Here is a 15,773-nt window from a genome sequence, read left to right as displayed (position 1 = left end):
CCGTGATCTCCGATCGGCCCAAATTACTCCTAGTACACGCCCATCCGGATGACGAGAGCATCACCACCGGTGGCACCATCGCGCGCTACGCGGCCGAAGGCGCTGACGTGACCGTTGTCACGTGCACACTCGGCGAGGAGGGCGAGATCATCCCGCCGTCCCTCGGCGGCCTCGGTTCGTGGGCTTCCGATCAGCTCGGTGGTTACCGCGCGGGTGAATTGGCGTCGGCGTGCGCCGCGCTCGGCGTCTCCCGGCACCGGTATCTCGGCGGTATCGGCCGCTGGCGCGATTCGGGGATGGCCGGGACGCCTTCCGCGGCCCATCCGCGCGCGTTCTCCGGGGGTGACATCGAGGAGCAGGCGGCCCAGCTCGCGGAGATCCTCGACGAGGTGCGGCCGCGGGTGGTCGTCACTTATGACGCTTTCGGGGGTTATGGCCATCCCGACCACGTCCGCGCGCACGAGATCACGATGGCCGCCGCGCCGAAGGCGGAATCGGTCGAGCGGGTGTTCCACACGGTTTCTTCCCGTGACGCCGTCGCGGCCGGGCTCGCCGCGCTGCGCGGGCGTTCGTCGTTCCGGGTGCCCGAAGACGGCGAACTGCCGGTGACGCCGGACGAGACGATTACGACCGTCCTCGACGTCGGCGCGTACATCCCGGCGAAGGCCGCCGCACTGAGGGCGCACGAGACTCAGGTCAGCGTGCCCGCTCCGCCGCATCTCGCGGACCACTTCGCGCTGAGCAACGACGTCGCGCAGCCGATCACCCCGAACGAGTACTTCGTGCTCGCCAACGGACCGGCGGAGGGCGCCGCCGCGGACCTGTTCGGAGGACTCGGGAAGTGACCGTGCCGTCACAACCGTTGACGCCGGGACGGCGCTGGATGCTGGCACTGCTGTGCTTCGACGCGTTTCTGCTCGGGCTCCTCGAGCTGTTCTTCCTCCCGCTGCGACTCGACGGAATCGTGTTGCCGAAACTCGGCGATGCCCCGTTCCCGGTGACCGTCGTACTCGCCGTGATCACGACACCGCTGTTGGTGAGGACGACCGCCAAAGTGGTCCGGCCCTCCTTTTCGGTGATTCCTCTGCTCGTCTGGGTACTCGTCGTACTCGGGATGGGCGTGACGGGCCCGGGTGGTGATCTGGTGCTGGTACAGGACTGGCGGGCGCTGCTGCTGATCGGCGGCGGGGCCTTGCCTGGCGCGCTGGCGCTGGGCGGAGGCCTTGGCATAGCGGCGAAGGCCGCCAAGGGAGGCAAAGATGAGTGAAGCGATTTCGGATCGCCAGGTCGTGGCGGTGCTGCGGCCGTTCGTTCGCGCCTGCGGTCCGATGGTGGACGCGCTGCGTGACGCGGATCCGTTCGGCCTTCAGGCCAGGGGGCGGCGTGAGGACGCGCTGGAGGGCGTCGAGCCCAAACTGAAGGACAAGCTGCTCGACGGGATCACCTCGGTCAAGGTGCCCGGCACCGCGGCCTGGGCGGAGATGACGAACTACCAGCGGACCTCCTGGTGGGTGAACCGGGTCGGCCGGGTCACCGCGCTGGTCACCGCGATCCCCGGGATCGGCGGCGCGCTCGCCGACCGGCTGCCGGTGCAGGACGCGCTCGGCTCCGCGTCCCAAGGGATCCTGCTGTGCGCGATCGCGGGGGAGTACGGCGTGACCGACGTCGGCGCCCGGGTGCGGTTGATCGCGTGGGTCCTCTTCGAACGCGACATCGACCCGGCGCTCGCAGCGGGCAAGCATGCCGAACACGACAAAGCCGCCGAAGACGACGAAGCGGCGAAGCTCACCGAAGAACTCAACGAGTCGAAGAAGAAGCACGGCAAGATCACCCTGAAGGCGGCCGCGGGCACGCTGTGGCGACTCGGCCGGGGGCTGCTGGGCATCGTCGGCGAACTGGAGAAGCGGCCTCGCGGCCGTCTTTTCCACCGGGCGCTCGGGAAACTGCCGGTGGTCGGCATGGCAGGCGACTACCTCGGCGAGCGGTCCGGCCTCAAACGGGTCTGGAAGCGGGCGCACGAGTGGTTCACCGAGCACCCCGACGGCACCTGAACTACCTCCAGAACATGAACGCGTCCTGGCCGTACTGGGCGGCGCGCGTGAACCCTCCGACGGAGTCGAAGATCGTGTAAGAGGCTTGCCACAGCAACGAGCTGGCTCCCGGCACGGCGAACAGGATGGCGAACAGCGCGAGCGGCGCCCACGGCCGGGCCTTCGCGCCGAACTCACGCGCGCCGGGCGAAAGATACGGCTCGATCGCGCCCCAGCCGTCGAGACCGGGGATCGGCAGGATGTTCAGCATGAACGTGACGATCTGAAGCAGCGCCAGGAACGAAAGCCCGATCACGAGCCCGCTCGACATCGGGACCAGCGCGACGACGAGGGTCAGCACGACGCCGACGGCGAGGTTGCTCAGCGGCCCGGCGAGCGACACCCACGACTGGACCCCGCGCGACCGCAGGCGCCCGTGTTCGATCCACACCGCGCCACCCGGCAGTGGGATGCCGCCGATGATGAGGAATACCAACGGCAGGACGATGGACAGCACCGGATCCGTGTACTTCCGGACGTCCATGGACAGATAACCCTTGTGGGCGACACTGTGGTCGCCGCCGCGGAACGCCACGATCGCGTGGCCGAACTCGTGCAGCGTCAGTGACGCCACCCAGCCTCCGGCGACGAGCAGGACCACGCCGGCGATGGTCAGCACGTCGTACTGCTGCGTGAAAATCATGGTCTCTTCGCCGAAAGCCGCCAGTACACCGCCCAGGACGGTGACCGCGAGGATGCCGAGGAAGATCGGGCTTGGCCGCACTGCTGATCTCTGCACCCCACCAGTCTTCCGTATGCCCGATGTGAAGTTCTCGGCGTGTCCCCTTGCGCTCCCGCGCGCGGGTATCCCCCGAACTCGCTACTCCGCTTGACCTGACCGCACTACACGGGTGTAATCACAGTGATGTCATTCGTCGCTGGAAGGGGGCGGCGGATGGTGTTTCAACACCGCCAGCCTGGGGAGTGCGTGGATAGCGAGGAGGCGGACGTGCGGTTGGAAGCAGATGGAAGGGAATGGGGGCAAGTCGTGGGTTGGGGTGAGGTCCCGGAGCAGCAACTGGGCGATCTCACCGAGCTTTTCGACGATGCCTCCGCGGAAGAGCAGGACTGGCAGGAACGGGCCCTCTGCGCGCAGACGGACCCGGAGGCGTTCTTCCCTGAGAAGGGCGGCTCCACCCGCGAAGCCAAGCGGATCTGCCTCGGTTGCGAGGTCAAGGACGAGTGCCTCGAGTACGCCCTCGCACATGACGAGCGGTTCGGTATTTGGGGCGGGCTCTCCGAACGTGAGCGTAGGAAACTGAAGAAACGAGCCGTGTGACGGCGATCTCCGGCACCGTCAGTGCGCCGGAGATCGCTTCCTGCTCCGCATCCACATAGTGGGGCCACCAACGGGTGACAGGGTCGCGTCGTAGGGTGGCGGCACTCGACGTCGCCGCCACATCTGGAGTGCCCGTTGTCTCGCACTGCCGCGTCACCTGTGCCGCGTACGGCCCCCGTTCTGGCCATTGTGGTCTGTCACAACGGCGAGAACTGGTTGCCACTGGCGCTTTCCGCGCTGCGGCGCAGCGGTGTCCGGCCCCGGCACGTGCTGGCCGTCGACACCGGTTCCACTGACCGGACCGCGCGAATCCTCACCGACGCCGCTGCGGCCGAAGGTGTCGCGGGCGAGGCGCCGGTCCTTGACGGAATCCTCACGCTTTCGAGTGATGTGGGCTTCGGTGCCGCGGTCGGCGAGGCCGTCGAGCACGCCGTCGAACGCTGGGGTGATCCCGGCGGCTGGGTCTGGTTGCTGCACGATGACTGTGCGCCGGAACCCGACTGTCTCGAGAACCTGTTGACAGCGGCCGAAAACGAGCCGGCGGCGACGGTGCTTGGTCCGCTCGCGGTGGACTGGAGCGACCCGCGGCTGATCGTCGAAGCCGGGCTGTCGACCGACGCCATCGGCCACCGGCAGCAGATCTCGCCCGAGGAGACCGCCACCGCCGTGCTCGCCGTGCCGAGCGCGGGATCACTGGTGCGGCGCGAAGTCTGGCACGACCTCGGCGGCTACGACCCCGGATTTCCCTTGCTGCGCGAGGATCTCGACTTCGGCTGGCGGGCCAACGCCGCGGGCGGGCGCGTGCTTTCGGTGCCGTCGGCGCGGCTACGGCACGCCCGCGCGCTCAGCACCGGACAGCGGGAACCGGACGTGCTCGGCCTTTCCCTCGCGACGGCGAACCGCGCGCACGGGCTCCGGGTGTTCCTCGTCAATTGCTCCCCGTTGTCGTTTTGGTTCGGCTTGATTCGAATCCCGCTGTTCGCGTTGTTGCGCGCGCTCGCGTTCCTGCTGCTGCGCCGCACCGACGAGGCGGGCGCGGAACTCGCGGCGACCTGGTACCTACTGCGCGGTCGCGGCGGCCTACGCACGGCCCGCGCCGAACGCCGGAAGACCGACCGGCCCGGCACCGTCCGAGGTCTCTTCACCGGGCGGATGACGCGCGTGCGCAACGCGGTCCGCGCCGGTGTCGTCGGCCTCGTCCGACGCGGCGTCGAACGGGATTTCGCCCTCGGGACCGTGCCGGAGAGCGCGGATCAGGAAGGCGCCTGGATTCCGCCGGAAGCGGTGAAGGCCGGGCAAGATCGTCCGGTCGGCCCCGGCGCGCTGCCCGCCGGGGCGATGCGCGGGGTCGGGTCGCGGGGGACGGGGCTGCGGCGGCCCAGCGCGGTCGTGGCTGTCGCCGTTCCCGAAAAGCCCGTGGCAGAGGGGCTGAAACCGTCGCCGGTGCCGCGTGACGGCGGTCGGCGGCCGGAGCCGGAACTCGTGTTCGTCGAGGTCGACCGGAAGCGGGTGCTCAGCGCGACCTTGTTCGCGCCGCCGGTGATCGTGCTCGTCGTGCTGACGGCGCTCGCGTTCGCGGTCAACGGTTCCCGGCTCGGGCTGGACCTCTTCGGCGGGAAACTGCTGCCGGTCGGCGGGCTCGGCGAGATCTGGTCGTCGTATCTCGCGCCGTGGCACGCGATCGCCGGGGGGACGGCGAGTCCCGCGCCCGCGACGCTGCCGGTGCTGGGCATCCTCGGGGCGATCTTCGCGCCGATCGGCGGACCCGCGGCGCTGGTCGCGATCCTGCTGATCGGTGACATCCCGCTCGCCGCTCTGAGCGCGTACGTGGCCACTCGGCACCTTCGCGTGCGTCGCTGGGTGCGTGCCGTCGCCGCGGCGGCGTACGGCGTGCTGCCCGCGGCCACGGCTTCGGTCGCGCAGGGGCGGCTCGACGTCGTCGTCGTGCATCTGCTGCTGCCGTTGGTGATCGCGGGCATCGTCGGGCTGCTGGTCCGCGCGGATTCGCGATGGCTGCACGTTTCCGCGCTGAGCGCGATCGGGCTGGCGCTGATCTGCGCCTTCTCGCCGCTGGCGCACGCGCTGGCGTTGGTCGGGCTGGTGATCGGGTTCGTGGTGCTGCCTTCGCCGACCGGGCTCGCGCGGCGGATCGCGTCGGTCGGCATCGTGGTCTTCCTGCCGCTGGCGCTGTTGCTGCCGTGGCCGAGTGTGCTGCTGCGGCATCCGGAACTGTTGCTGCACGGGCTCGGCGGCGGCGCGACGGCCGCGTCCGGCGCCGATCTCGCCGGGCTGGACCCCGGCGGTCCCGGCGCGTGGCCGGTCGGGGTGGTCCTGGTCGCGGCCGCGATCGTCGCGCTGGTGGTCCGGCCGTCGAAGGGCGCGGGCGGTGGTGTCGCGGTCGTCGTGCTGGGCGCGCTCGGTCTCGTGGCGGTGCGGTTCGTGGCGGTGACGCCGATGTCGGGCGGCGCGCACGCGACCGGGTTCGCCGGGGTGCCGCTGCTGGTGATCGGCGCGGGGCTGCTGTGGACGGTGCTGGCCACCTGGCAACGTGGTGGGACCAGGGTCGAACCGGCGCCGTGGCTGGCGAAGGTCACGGCCGTCGCCGGGGTGCTCGTGCTGCTGGCGCTGGCGACCGGTGCGGTCGTCGCCGGCCGGGAAGGCCCGCTGCGGTCGGGTGAGCGTCCCTCTCTCGACTTGGCTTCCAGTGGGCGCTCGGTTCTGGTCGTGGGTGAGCCCGTTCGGCAGACCGGGGGACGGTTGCCGCTCTACGGCGACGACGAACTCGCGCCGACACCCGGCAGCGCCGACCGGCTCGCCTCGTGGCGCCGGGACCTGCTGACCGGTTCGCCGGACGCGATGAAGCAGGCCTTCGCGGCCGCCGCGGCTTCCGGTGTGCTGTACGTCGTGCTGCCCAGTGGTGCCGATGGCGGCGCTTTCGTCGAACTCGCGCGTGATCTGGTGGTTTTGGCGGCGCCGACCTCGGACGGGCGTCCGGTGCTGCGGCTGCTGCCCGCGGGCGGTCAGGTGGCGCTGATCTCGCCGGAACTGGCGCAGGCGGCCGTGACCGGGAAGGGCGCGCCGGGGGTGTCGCCAGGGGTGGCGCCGGTGCAGGCCGGGCTGCCGGACGTGCGGGTGCGCGTCTCGGAAGGCCCGACCGGGCGGCTGCTCGTGCTGGCCGCGGAGTTCGAGGCGGGCTGGCAGGCGAGCGTGGACGGCAAGGCCGTGCCGATCGTGCGGGCGTGGGGCCACCAGGTGGCGGTCTCGGTGCCTCCCACGCCTTCGGAGGTGGTGGTGGAGCACCAAGGCACGACGCGGAACCTGTTGCTGCTGGCGCAGATCGCGGCGGTGCTGTTCACGCTGCTGACCGCGGTGCCTACGCGGCGGCGACCTCTCTAGGTCACATGGTCGTCTGCCGCGCGCTTGCCCGCCCTGGCGTTCCGCGCTGCGACATTGGGAACACGCCACGGCTCGCCAGTGCCACCAGAACCGAGTTGTCCACAGCCCGATCCCCTTGTGGACAACTTCGCGTTCCGAGCCCGTTTCCCCAGGTCCCGTCGGTCCTAGCCGATACGCTGGACTGGGGACGCCCCCCGGGGAAGGGCGGGGGCTGCGCGGAGAGCGGCGAGTGAGCGGGGGTTAGTCGCCTTCGATGACGTCTGGTTCGACGCCGAGGTAGCCAGCGACCTGTTCGACGAGGACGTCGTGGACGAGTTCCGCGAGTTCGCCCGGGTCCTTCGCGCGTGCTTCGAGAGGGCGGCGGTAGAGGACGATGCGGGCACGCGTCGGGAGTCCGGCGCGGTCGACGCCGGCGGGCACGAGCCGCGAGAGCGGGACGGCGCCGTCGTGCAGCACGCCGTCCACTCCGGTCGGTGCGCCATCCGAGCGAACTTCGGGGACGTCGTCGACGGCGACGTCGAGCTTCGTCAGCTCGTGCCGCCACCGCGCTTCGATCGGTTCGAGCGCGTCCAAAACCAGTGCGTCGAACCTTTCCGCCCTGCTAGCGGCGGCGGGAAGGGTCGACGGATACAGCGCTCCGCGCAGGCCCCGGCCGTGCCGGTCCCGGCGCATCCGCCGTCGCTGTCGGGAATCACGAGCCGTCGCCACGAACCGAAGGGTACGCGCTCGGCGAGTCGAAGCGCGTGTCGCCGGTACGCCGCGTCCGCGACGCGCTATCGTTCTCGATCGTGCGGAGCGTACGAAAGTGTTCGCGAACGGGTTGCCTCGAACCCGCTGTCGCCACGCTCACGTATGCCTACAGCGATTCGACCGCCGTCGTGGGCCCACTGGCCACCGCGAGCGAGCCGCACTCCTATGACCTCTGCGAAGCCCACGCCCTCCGGCTCACCGTGCCCAAGGGATGGGAAGTCGTCCGGCACGAGGGAGCCTTCGCCGCTCCCGACCCGTCCGCCGACGAGCTGACCGCGCTGGCCGAGGCCGTGCGCGAAGCGGGCCGCTCCGACAAGCCCGCGCCCGACCCCGAACCCGAGGGACCGTCGGGCAGGCGCGGCCACCTGCGCGTCCTGCCCGGCCGAGCCTGACGCGAGACCTCGCCGGTAGGCTTTCGGGGCGCCAGAGGGCGTTGTAACGAGACTATTGGCGGGGAGCAGGCGTGCCAGACCTTTCGGGCATCGTGAAGGCCTACGACATTCGCGGCGTGGTCGGTGAGCAGCTGGACGCGGCGCTCGTCCGCGACCTCGGTTCGGCGTTCGCCCTGTTGATCAAACCCGAGTCGGACGCGATCGTCATCGGCCACGACATGCGCGACTCCTCGCCGGAGCTTTCCGCCGCGTTCGCCGACGGCGTGACCTCGCAGGGCCTCGACGTCGTGACGATCGGCCTCGCCAGCACCGACCAGCTGTACTTCGCGTCCGGCTCGCTGAACCTGCCGGGCGCCATGTTCACCGCCAGCCACAACCCGGCGAAGTACAACGGCATCAAGCTGTGCCGCTCGGGTGCCGCTCCGGTCGGCCAGGACTCTGGTCTCGCGGAGATCCGCGACACCGTCGACCAGGGTGTACCCGCCTTCGCGGGCCAGCGCGGCTCCGTGACCGAGAAGGACGTCCTCGCCGACTACGCGGCGTACCTGCGCAAGCTCGTCGACCTGTCGGGCAGCCGCCCGCTGAAGGTCGTCGTCGACGCGGGCAACGGCATGGGCGGCCACACCGTCCCGACCGTCTTCGCGGGCCTGCCCATCGAGGTCGTGCCGATGTACTTCGAGCTCGACGGCACCTTCCCGAACCACGAGGCCAACCCGCTCGACCCGAAGAACATCGTCGACCTCCAGGCGAAGGTGCGCGAGGAAGGCGCCGACGCGGGCCTCGCCTTCGACGGCGACGCGGACCGCTGCTTCGTCGTCGACGAGCGCGGCGAGCCGGTGTCGCCGAGCGCCATCACCGCGCTGGTCGCGGTCCGTGAGCTGGAGAAGGAGCCGGGCGGCACCATCATCCATAACCTGATCACGTCGAAGGGGGTGCCGGAGATCGTCGCCGAACACGGCGGCAAGCCGGTGCGCACCCGGGTCGGGCACTCGTTCATCAAGGGCGAGATGGCCAAGACCGGCGCGATCTTCGGCGGCGAGCACTCCGCGCACTACTACTTCCGCGACTTCTGGCGTGCCGACACCGGCATGCTGGCCGCGCTCCACGTCCTCGCCGCCCTCGGCGAGCAGTCGGGCCCGCTGTCCGAGCTGACCGCCGAGTACTCGCGTTACGCGGCCTCCGGCGAGATCAACTCGACCGTGGACGATCAGGTCGCGCGCATGATCGCGGTCAAGGACGCCTTCGGCGCGCGCGACGGCGTCGAAATCGACGAACTGGACGGGCTCACCGTGCAGCTGCCCGGTGGCGGCTGGTTCAACCTGCGCCCGTCGAACACCGAGCCGCTGCTCCGCCTGAACGTCGAGGCCGCCGACGCCGAGGCCGTCCGGGCGCTGACCGAAGACGTATTGGCGATTGTCCGTGGGTAACGAATGTGTCGTGAAAACACACATAGAGATGTCCCACAGGTAGGGAGTGAGCATGGCCGTCACGCTTGACGCACAGCTGCTGGAGATCCTGGCCTGCCCGTCCCCCGATCACGCACCACTGCGGACGGGGACGACGGCCGATCCGGAGGCCGACGCGCTCACCTGCACGGAGTGCGGTCGGGTGTATCCGGTCCGTGATGGAATCCCGGTACTGTTGCTGGACGAAGCCACCGAGCCGACGAACCCGGATGGCGCCCATGCCGACGGCCCCTGACGATTCCCTGCTCGACGATCCCGCGAGGTTGGCCGAGGCCGACACCGCGGGGCTCCTCCGTGCCGCGGCGATGGCGGGCGCCCAGGTTCGGGCGACCGCCGAAGCCGCGGCAGAAATCGAGCTGAGCGATCGGCTGGACGTCGGGCGCCCGCGCGCGCTCGTGCTGATCGACCGGCCAGGGGTCAGCCGGACGCTGACCAGGCTGGTCGCCGCGCTGCTGACCCCGGCCTGCCCGGTGCCGGTGGTCGTCGCCGAGGTGGTGCCCAGCTGGATCGGCGCGCTCGACGTCGTCTTCGCGCACACGGACGACGCCGGCGACCGTGAGCTGGCCGCTTCGCTGGAGCGCGCCGCCCGGTTCGGTGCGACCGTCGTGCTGTCCGCTCCCGGCGAGGGCCCGGTCGCGGCCGCCGTCGCGGGCAAGGGACTGATCCTCACGCCGAGGCTCCCGGTCCCGCCGGAGATGGCCTTCCCGCGCGGGCTCGCCGCGGCTCTGCTCACCGCGAACGCGCTCGGCCTGCTGGTCGCCGACCTGGAGCAGCTCGCCGACCATCTCGACGCGGAAGCCGAGAAGGACTACCTGGCCAGGGACTCGTTCGCGAACCCGGCCAAGGCGATGGCGCTGATGGTGGCCGATCGCCAGCCGCTGCTGTGGGGGCTGGACCCGGTCGCGGTCGCCGTCGGCGAGCACGCCGCCCACGCGTTCGCCGCCCACGCGGCACTCGTCTGTGACGTGGAGGACTACCGCCAGGCGCTGGCCAGGCCTGCTTTGCGCCGGGCGGCGTTGTCCGGGAGCGTGGATCGCGATATCTTCGCGGACCCGGAGGAGGGGGTCGGCTCGACGCCGAGGGTGTTGCTCCTCTCGATTCGGACGGGGCCGGCCTCGGAGGCGGCTCGCTACCAGGCGGAAGACCTGCTACCCGGTGCGGATGTGATCGCCCCGGCCGAAGAGATCGAAACGGACGAGATCGTGCGTGCGGCCGTTCTCGCGCTGCGTTTCGAGCTGGCCGCGGTCTATCTGGGGCTGGCCGTCGGCAGCATCGGCGGCGCCGGGAGGTACACGCCCGCACCGGCGTGAGCCCCGCGCGCGACGTTAGGAAATGAGGGCCGGCACCACCCGTGCCCGGCGAGGAGTTGAGGTGACAGTGGAGCTGCTGCGCAATGCCGTGCGGCCCTACGCGTGGGGGTCCAGAACGACGATCCCCGAGCTGCTGGGGCGTCCGGTGCCGGCGCCGCACCCGGAGGCGGAACTGTGGATGGGCGCCCACCCCGGCGACCCGTCCCACGTCATCGGCCCGGATGGCACCGAGCGGAGCCTGCTGGAGCTCGTCGAAGCCGATCCGGTCGGCCAGCTCGGCACGAGCTGCGCCGGACGCTGGGGCGGCAGGCTGCCGTTCCTGTTGAAGATCCTCGCCGCCGAAGAGCCCCTTTCGATGCAGGCGCACCCGTCTGCCGCGCAGGCGGCGGAGGGGTACGCGCGCGAGGAGGCGGCCCGGATCCCGCGCGACGCCTCGAACCGCAACTACCCGGATCCGACGGCCAAGCCGGAACTCGTCTGCGCGCTGACCGAGTTCCACGCGCTCGCGGGCTTCCGCGACCCGGAACGCACGATCTCGCTGCTCAAGGCGATCGAGACGCCAGGACTGGCGAAGTACGCGGTGCTGCTGGAGGCCCAGCCGGATCCGGCCGGGCTGCGCGCGCTGTTCACCACCTGGATCACCCTGCCGCAGGCCGCGCTCGACGAACTGCTGCCCGAGGTCCTCGATTCGTGCGTCAAACACGTCCAGGAACGCGGCGAGTTCGACGTCGAATGCCGGACCATCCTGGAACTCGGCGAGTCGCATCCGCGGGACGCGGGCGTGCTCGCGGCGCTGCTGCTCAACCGCCTCACCCTCAGCGCGGGCGAGGCGATCTACCTTCCCGCCGGGAACCTGCACCTGTACCTGCACGGCACCGCGGTCGAGATCCTGGCGAACTCGGACAACATCCTGCGCTGCGGGCTGACCCCCAAGCACGTCGACGTGCCGGAGTTGCTGCGCGTCGTCGACTTCGCGTGCGGCGAGATGCCGGTGCAGAGCGGCACAGAGGAGGCGCGGATGTCGGTGTACCACACCGACGCGCCGGAGTTCGAGCTGTCGCGGATCGAGTGGGAGGCCGGGGACGACGGCGAGGTCGCCGTCCACGACATCGGCCCGCAGATCCTGCTGTGCACCGCGGGTGCCCTGCTGGTGACCGCCGACGACGGTGAGCAGGTCGAACTCCGCCGTGGCCAATCGGTGTGGCTCCCGGCCGCCGACCCCGCCGTCCGCGTCCGCCCGCTTTCCGGTGAGCGCACCCAGGTCTTCCGCGCCACCGCCGGCACCTGCTGACCCCCCCCCACTCTTCCGCAATTCGGCACCTGCTTGCGGTATTTGCACGCGCAAGTACCGCAAGCAGGTGCCGAATTGCGTGAGGGCTTGGTCGAAGTGTGTGCGTTCCGTGTGGTGGGTTCCGCAACTATCGCCCGAAGGGGTGACCCGGCGCTTGTTGTCGGCTCGTCCCGGACGTCGACAGCCAAGGAGCAGGCAGCAGTGACATCCCATCCCGACGCGGCGAGCGGACGCGCTTACCGGGTGCCGGTTTCCGTGCGCCCCACCGCCCTTCTCGCCACGCTCGGAATCGCGGTCGTGTCCGCGCTCGTCCCGGTCGTCGACCGGGTGCTGGTGCTGCCGGACGGTCAGGACCTGGTCGTCTCGGCGCAGGCACTGGCGGGGTTCGCCGGTGAGGCGATCGAGTCCGTCAAGGCGGCGGGCTCCGGTCTGCACGACCTCGCCACCGACGCGGAGAGCAGGCTGAACCTTCCGCTGGTCGTGCTGGTCACGCTCGGCGCACAGGTGCTGCTGACCGCCGCACTGCTGGTCACGGGCGCGCAGCCCACTCGCGTGATGCTGACCGTGGCCGGTCTGCTCAACGTGTTCGCGGTCTCGCGTCTCGAACCCGCCTCGCCGCCGGTGTGGGACGTCGCGGCCAACGGCGTGCTGGTGATCACGCTGGCCTGGTTCTCCGCCGACCTGCGGGCGCCACGGCTCGTCGCACAGTGATTTCCGGGAGGTGCTCGTCTGAGGGGTCGGGCACCCCCCGGTCAGGCCGGGGCGGGTTCGGTGAGCGACAACAGCAGCCGGACGAGGGTCGAAGCGTTGGCGTCGTGGGGGACTTCCAATCGCTTCGCCTCTTCGCCCGCCGCCTCGGCCGCTTTCGTTTCCCCGACGGCCTCGTACGCCCGGCGCAACACGTGCAGGGTGAGGCCTGTCGCGGGTTTCCCGCCCATGGCACGGAATTCGTCGAGACAGCGGCGCAACACGGGAATCGCGCGATCGGCCCGGCCGTCGCCGATCCAGCTCGCCGCGATCGCGCGGGTGCAGGAAAGTTCCCGCGGCCGTTCTTCGAGCGCACCCGCCAGCCGTCGCGCGTTCTCATACGCCTTCACTGCGCCGACGCGCCGCCCGGCACCGGCGAGGATCGCGCCCTGAGTGCGCAACGACTTGGCCAGCGCCGATTTCGCCGTCGTCCGGCGCAGCACCCGGACCGATTCTTCGATCGTCTCCAGCGCCTCCTCCTGGCGGCCGTCGAGCATCAGCGACCACGAAAGTCCTTGCAGGGCAACGCCGAGCTGACGTTCGTCCCCGCATTCCCGTGCGAGCGCGAGGATCCTGCGGTCGATCTCCAGCGCCTCGGAGATCTTGCCGAGCCGGTGCAGCGCCGCGGACTCCGCGTGCCGCGCGTACGCTCCCGGCCCGGTTTCCTCCACAGTGGACAGTTCGCGGGCCTGAGTCGCCGCGTGCAAGGATTCCCCGGCCCGGCCGAGGCCGACGAGACAGCGCGCCAGATTCGTCTCGACCCACGCCTGCGCGGAACTGTCGCCCAGCTCCGCCAGCTCCTTCGAGCATTCGCGGTAGCCCTCGACGGCGCGTTCGTACTCGCCACGAGCGTGCAGCAACACCGTCAGGTTCGCTTCGGCGATGACCGCGATATGCCTGTCGTCCGCTTCGCGAGCGGCGTCGCGCAAGGTCTCGTACGCCGTCCGCATGTCGGTGTAGTGGCTGTGCAGGTACAGGTACGCGCTCAGCCTTTCCAGTATCCGCAACGCTTTTCGCCGCCAGCCGACGGCACACAGCGACGAGACGGCGGCGACCAGGTTGGCCCGCTCCACGGAGAACCACGTCCCGGGGTCACGCAGCAGCCGCTCGACCAGTTCGGCAGGCAGCGGCTGCGCGGGGACGTCCTGATCCGACAACGGCATCGGCACCGTCCTCGGCAGGCGGCGGGCCGCCGTGTCGGCGAGGCACAGTGCCGCGTCCGACACCTTCGCGACGCTGGCCACCCGCTCGGCGTGGGTCTCCAGTTCACGGCCGAGTTCCGTGGCGAACACGCGCACGAGGTCGTGCACGCGGAACCGCTGCTCACCCGTCGGGTCGAGACCGGTGGCTTCGAGCAGGCTGGCCTCGACGAGTTCGTCGATGGCCTCCTCTGCTTCTTCGTCGGCGGTGTCGTTGATGAGGGTCGACACCGCCCACGCAGGAAGGTCGAGGGTGCGGCAGCGGCCGATCAACCGGAACGCGCGCCGCGCGGCCGGGCTCAGCGCCTGATAGCTCAACGCGATGCTGCCGCGCACCTGGAGATCGCTGACCTGGAGTTCGTCGAGGCGCGAGACCTCGTCCTCCAGCTTCCCGGCGAGTTTCCCAAGCGGCATGCCCGGCCGCATGGCGAGCCTGCTGCCGGCGATCCGCAGTGCCAGTGGGAGATTGCCGCAGGCTTTGGCGATGCGCTCCGCGTCCGCGCGTTCGGCGTCCACCCGATCCGGCCCGGCCAGCCGCTCCAGCAGGGTCATCGCTTCGGCGCCGGACAGCGGGGCGAGGTGGAGGCGACTCGCCCCGGCGAGCCCGGAAAGCCGTTGCCTGCTGGTGATCAGGATGGCGCTGCCCGGCGTTCCCGGCAGCAGCGCGCGGGCCTGCTCGGGGCTCGCGGCGTCGTCGAGCACCACGAGGACCCGCCGATCGGCGAGACGGCCGCGATAGACCGCCGCCCGCGCCTCGACGTCGTCCGGGATGGCGGGACCGGTGACCCCCAGCGCGCGCAACAGGTCGCCGAGGACGTCGGCGAGTTCGCGCGGGTTGGAGGCGCCCGCCAGCGGGACGAACAGCTGTCCGTCCGGAAAGGACCGGCGGAGCCGGTGCGCGGTGCTGACCGCGAGGGTGGACTTGCCCGCGCCGGGTTCGCCGGTGATCACCGCGACCGGGACGCCCGTGCCTTCGCCGAGCAGCCCAGAGAGTTTCGCGATCTCGTGCTCGCGACCGGCGAGATCCGCGATGTCCGGCGGCAGCTGGCAGATCGGGAAGATCGGCGCCGGCTTGGCGGACGGCACCGGATCCTCACCGCGCAGCACGGCGGCGTGCACGCGGCGGACCTCGGCGCCGGGCTCCACGCCGAGTTCCTCGACGAGGGTGGCGCGCAGCTCGCGGTGGACGGCCAGTGAATCGGCCTGCCGCCCGGCGCGGTGCAGCGCGATCATCAGCTGCGCGGCGAGCCGCTCACGCAGGGGATGTTCGGTGATCATCGCCTGGAGTTCGCCGGTGAGTTCGCCGTGCCTGCCGTCGGACAGTTCGGCGTCGACACAGTCTTCGAAGGCGGCGAGGCGTTCCGATTCGAGCCGGGCGACGTCCGCGTCGAGCCGGGGGACGTGCAGTCCGGACAGGACCGGCCCGCGCCATTCCGCCAGCGCGCGGCGATAGTGCCCGGCGGCCACCGCCGGATCGCCCGCCCGCGCCGCCGCCTTCCCCGCCGCGGCGGCTTCGCGGAAGGACAGCAGATCGAGGTCGGCGGGCTCGACCACCAGCCGGTAGCCGCGCGGATCCCGCTCGATCTCCAGCCCCTCGAACCGCGCCCGCAGACGGGAGACGTACGTGTGCAGATTCGAGGAGTACGACTTGGGCGGCGTCTCCGGCCAGAGGGCCTCGACCAGGGCGTCGACCGGGACGGACGAGTTCGCGTTCAGCAGCAGGACGGCCAGCAGGGCACGCTGATGATCGCCGCGCGGCGTCGTGCGCCGCCCGGGCGGGCTTTCGATCGTCAACGGTCCGAGCACGCCGAATCGCGGCACGGGCACCTCCCCAGGTCATGAGAGGGGCGACC

Annotated in this window: 14 protein-coding genes; 11 read left to right on the top strand and 3 right to left on the bottom strand. The window is 70.8% G+C overall.

Annotation, left to right across the window (positions count from 1 at the left end; translation table 11 throughout):
- Positions 1–2 precede the first annotated feature (2 nt).
- Genes mshB through ACLARN_RS06970 form a run of 3 tightly spaced genes read left to right on the top strand, consistent with a single transcriptional unit; the run spans position 3 to position 2,051 of the window.
- The gene (gene mshB / locus ACLARN_RS06980) at positions 3–845 is read left to right on the top strand and encodes an N-acetyl-1-D-myo-inositol-2-amino-2-deoxy-alpha-D-glucopyranoside deacetylase (protein WP_409490464.1); all 843 of its coding nucleotides are present in this window, start codon (positions 3–5) and stop codon (positions 843–845) included.
- Complete coding sequence (locus ACLARN_RS06975; protein ID WP_409490463.1) at positions 842–1,267, top strand: hypothetical protein; 426 nt, start codon at positions 842–844, stop codon at positions 1,265–1,267. Before mshB ends, ACLARN_RS06975 begins: the two co-directional genes overlap by 4 nt.
- The gene (locus ACLARN_RS06970) at positions 1,260–2,051 is read left to right on the top strand and encodes a hypothetical protein (RefSeq protein WP_409490462.1); all 792 of its coding nucleotides are present in this window, start codon (positions 1,260–1,262) and stop codon (positions 2,049–2,051) included. The genes ACLARN_RS06975 and ACLARN_RS06970 overlap by 8 nt, the downstream gene beginning before the upstream one ends.
- A gap of 1 nt (position 2,052) precedes the next feature.
- On the opposite strand, the gene ACLARN_RS06965 is transcribed toward ACLARN_RS06970, so the two are convergent.
- Positions 2,053–2,814, bottom strand: coding sequence for a site-2 protease family protein (locus ACLARN_RS06965; RefSeq protein ID WP_409490723.1), 762 nt, complete (start codon positions 2,812–2,814; stop codon positions 2,053–2,055).
- Between the two features lie 171 nt (positions 2,815–2,985).
- Between ACLARN_RS06965 and ACLARN_RS06960 the strand changes: the two genes are divergently transcribed.
- Together ACLARN_RS06960 and ACLARN_RS06955 are read left to right on the top strand one after the other, a co-directional pair.
- Complete coding sequence (locus tag ACLARN_RS06960) at positions 2,986–3,369, top strand: WhiB family transcriptional regulator (RefSeq protein ID WP_007028952.1); 384 nt, start codon at positions 2,986–2,988, stop codon at positions 3,367–3,369.
- 135 nt (positions 3,370–3,504) lie between these two features.
- Complete coding sequence (locus ACLARN_RS06955) at positions 3,505–6,765, top strand: glycosyltransferase (protein ID WP_409490461.1); 3,261 nt, start codon at positions 3,505–3,507, stop codon at positions 6,763–6,765.
- Between the two features lie 240 nt (positions 6,766–7,005).
- Here ACLARN_RS06955 and ACLARN_RS06950 read toward each other — a convergent pair whose 3' ends face one another.
- Positions 7,006–7,437 carry a metallopeptidase family protein gene (locus ACLARN_RS06950; protein ID WP_076159697.1) on the bottom strand — a complete coding sequence of 144 codons (432 nt, stop codon included), beginning with the start codon at positions 7,435–7,437 and terminating at the stop codon, positions 7,006–7,008.
- A gap of 116 nt (positions 7,438–7,553) precedes the next feature.
- On the opposite strand from ACLARN_RS06950, the gene ACLARN_RS06945 reads away from it, so the two are divergent.
- From ACLARN_RS06945 to ACLARN_RS06920, 6 genes are all read left to right on the top strand, one after another.
- The gene (locus ACLARN_RS06945; RefSeq protein ID WP_074038239.1) at positions 7,554–7,907 is read left to right on the top strand and encodes a DUF3499 domain-containing protein; all 354 of its coding nucleotides are present in this window, start codon (positions 7,554–7,556) and stop codon (positions 7,905–7,907) included.
- A 71-nt stretch (positions 7,908–7,978) separates the two neighbouring features.
- Positions 7,979–9,334, top strand: a complete 1,356-nt coding sequence (locus tag ACLARN_RS06940; RefSeq protein WP_409490460.1) for a phosphomannomutase/phosphoglucomutase — start codon at positions 7,979–7,981, stop codon at positions 9,332–9,334.
- A gap of 52 nt (positions 9,335–9,386) precedes the next feature.
- Positions 9,387–9,608, top strand: coding sequence for a Trm112 family protein (locus ACLARN_RS06935; protein WP_409490459.1), 222 nt, complete (start codon positions 9,387–9,389; stop codon positions 9,606–9,608).
- Entirely contained in the window at positions 9,592–10,683 is a 1,092-nt protein-coding gene (locus ACLARN_RS06930; RefSeq protein ID WP_409490458.1) for a hypothetical protein, read from the top strand. Before ACLARN_RS06935 ends, ACLARN_RS06930 begins: the two co-directional genes overlap by 17 nt.
- Positions 10,684–10,750: 67 nt before the next feature.
- Positions 10,751–11,974 carry a mannose-6-phosphate isomerase, class I gene (gene manA / locus ACLARN_RS06925; protein ID WP_409490722.1) on the top strand — a complete coding sequence of 408 codons (1,224 nt, stop codon included), beginning with the start codon at positions 10,751–10,753 and terminating at the stop codon, positions 11,972–11,974.
- A gap of 201 nt (positions 11,975–12,175) precedes the next feature.
- Entirely contained in the window at positions 12,176–12,685 is a 510-nt protein-coding gene (locus ACLARN_RS06920; protein WP_409490457.1) for a hypothetical protein, read from the top strand.
- Positions 12,686–12,726: 41 nt separating this feature from the next.
- Here ACLARN_RS06920 and ACLARN_RS06915 read toward each other — a convergent pair whose 3' ends face one another.
- Positions 12,727–15,741: a BTAD domain-containing putative transcriptional regulator gene (locus ACLARN_RS06915; protein ID WP_409490456.1), complete on the bottom strand. Its 3,015-nt coding sequence runs from the start codon at positions 15,739–15,741 to the stop codon at positions 12,727–12,729.
- Positions 15,742–15,773 lie beyond the last annotated feature (32 nt).

The sequence above is a fragment of the Amycolatopsis sp. cmx-11-12 genome, from assembly GCF_046269425.1.
Classification (GTDB): domain Bacteria; phylum Actinomycetota; class Actinomycetes; order Mycobacteriales; family Pseudonocardiaceae; genus Amycolatopsis.
The sequence above is the reverse complement of the archived record's forward strand: the minus strand, read 5'-3'. Positions and strand labels throughout refer to the sequence as shown.